The following is a 2,600-nucleotide window of genomic DNA, read 5'->3' as shown; positions in this document are numbered from 1 at the left end:
ACTTGCAAGCATAATCGCAGATAAGCCTCGGATACCCAATTGTCATTCAACACGGATCTGAATGGACGATCTACCCTGACATTTGGAGAAGATACGATTTCATCATGGTGATATATCTTGTCTAAATCTTTAATTTTGGAGATAAACGGCAGTCATTCGAGACGGATATTGATGCGTAGATGTTTGTGATGCAAAATCACGACCTGTGGAGTAAAGTCCCCCTACCCCCGACTTCTCTCAACCGAACTTACCATCGAAGCCGAGCGCATAGCTGCAAGAATGGCGCTTAGGTGTTGCGCGTCTTTGACTTCCACATCCACAATGAGATCAAAAAACTCTTCTGAGCGATGGATGATCTTTAGGTTGGAAATGTTACCGCCACCTTTACCAATCATAGTTGTAAGGCCTGCAAGACTGCCCACTTTGTTGAACAAAATGATGTGCAAGCGCCCAACGTAACTGCTCTCTTCACAACGCTGATCACCCCAGGCAATATCCAAAATACGGTCAGGATCATCAGCAAATTTACTCACGTTGTCACAGTCATAAGTATGCACTGTCACCCCACGGCCCGTCATAACAATGCCTACAATTCTATCTCCCGGCAGCGGGTGGCAGCAGCCGGCATAGTGAATTGCCATTCCGGGAATCAGACCTTTGATGGACATTGCCGTTCCTGATTCTTTGCGCTCGACAAATTCTGAAGGCAAAGGCGGCTCAAATCTACGTTTTTGAGTGTACTCTGGATAAATTTTGCGGATGATGTCTTGCGAAGTTTTCAAACCTTCACCAATCAAAGCAAACAAATCATCAAGAGAAGCGCAACCAATGTCCTTTAAATGCTTCTCAATGAGTTTCTCAGAGTAATCAAAACCCTCTTGCTTGAAATTCTTATGTAACATTGAGCGACCCAACTCGATAAATTGCGCGCGTTTTTGGTTGCGAATATAGCGTCTTATGCACGCTCGAGCTTTTCCGGTGACCGCATACCTCTCCCAGGTGGGTGAAGGCGCTTGTGCTTTTGAGGTAGTGATCTCAACCTGATCTCCATTATGCAATACCGTGCGTAGGGGCACCATACGACCATTAATCTTGGCGGCAACACAATGGTTACCAATTTCACTATGCACCGAATAGGCAAAATCAATGGGGGTTGCACCCGTTGGCAAGGATATCAGATCACCGCGAGGTGTAAAACAAAAGACCTGATCTTGGTACATCTCAAGCTTGGTGTGCTCAAGAAACTCTTCGGGGTCAGCTGCACTTTCGAGAATTTCCAATAACCCTCTGAGCCAACGAAATTCATCCCCTTCTTGCCCTCGTGCTCCTTGCTTATATTTCCAATGCGCAGCAACCCCATACTCATTAACCTCATGCATAGAAAACGTGCGAATCTGGATTTCAATGCGCTGTTGGTTAGGGCCAATGATAGCTGTGTGCAGAGATTGGTAGTGGTTGGGTTTTGGGGTGCTGATATAGTCTTTAAATCGTCCGGGAACCACCGGATAAGAGCTGTGGACAATACCAAGCGCTTGATAGCATTCTTCAATCGTGTCCACCAGCACCCGAAAAGCAATGATATCAGCCAATTGTTCAAAGCCGATGTTTTGTCGGTGCATCTTGAGCCAGATCGAATAGGGTGTCTTCTCACGTCCTGAAATTTCTACCTTCAGATCGTTTTCACGAAACAGCTTTTTTAGAGATTGAATAATGCTGCCAACTGTATCTTCTCCCTCTTCGCGCAAGAATTTTAACCGAGACATGATGGAAGCACGACCATCCGGGTTCAATTGTATAAAGGCAAGATCTTCTAGTTCATCCTTTAGATGATGTACACCGATGCGCCCAGCAAGGGGGGCGTAAATATCCATAGTTTCTCGGGCAATCCGTTTACGTTTTTCTTCCGATTTAACATGAACCAGAGTGCGCATGTTATGTAGGCGATCTGCAAGTTTAACCAGCAATACGCGGATGTCATTGGACATTGCCAACACCAATTTGCGAAAATTTTCTGCCTGTTGTTGATTGATGGATTGCAACTCAATTTGGGTCAGCTTAGTCGCTCCATCAACCAGAGTGACAATTTCTTGGCCAAACTTCTTTTCGATCTCATCGTGGGTGACAGGCGTATCTTCGATTGTGTCATGCAGCAACGCTGTAACGATAGATGCAGTGTCTAACTTCATTTCCGTTATAATCATGGCAACAGCAACGGGGTGAGTAAAATAGGGTTCGCCTGATTCACGCTTTTGATGTTGATGTGCTTCCATGGCAAAGGCATAAGCGCCAGCAATCAACTCAGCATTTGCCTGCGGGTCGTAACTTTTAACCTTATCGATCAGTTGTGTTACCGTCGTCATACTTATAAGACTACTGTATTTTTAATGGAAAATCCAACATGGCCAATGTATACTCAGGGTTATTCAGTAAAATCCACTCGGCGGGACTGGGTTAGCCGTATTACCACGGTACTTTGATTTTTTTCACTCTATTCCTGACGGAATTTTAAAAAGTGAGAATTTTTTGTAAAAAATCTATCCGGTCGTCAAAAATATAAAGTTTTTCTGAGCAAATGGACAACAAATTGCTATTCTAATTAA

Annotated in this window: 1 protein-coding gene; it reads right to left on the bottom strand. The window is 44.4% G+C overall.

Going from position 1 to position 2,600, the window contains the following annotated elements:
* Window positions 1-221: 221 nt before the first annotated feature.
* Window positions 222-2,360, bottom strand: a complete 2,139-nt coding sequence (locus ABFQ95_08390) for a bifunctional (p)ppGpp synthetase/guanosine-3',5'-bis(diphosphate) 3'-pyrophosphohydrolase (protein ID MEN8237533.1) — start codon at window positions 2,358-2,360, stop codon at window positions 222-224.
* Window positions 2,361-2,600 lie beyond the last annotated feature (240 nt).

Source organism: Pseudomonadota bacterium, from assembly GCA_039714795.1.
GTDB lineage: Bacteria > Pseudomonadota > Alphaproteobacteria > JAGOMX01 > JAGOMX01 > JBDLIP01.
Note: the sequence above shows the minus strand (reverse complement) of the source record. Positions and strands in the feature narration are given on the sequence as shown.

Bases quoted from the DNA above. Each gene is read 5' to 3' on its own strand.
- ABFQ95_08390 (MEN8237533.1), bottom strand. From the start codon at position 2,360: ATGACGACGGTAACACAACTGATCGATAAGGTTAAAAGTTACGACCCG.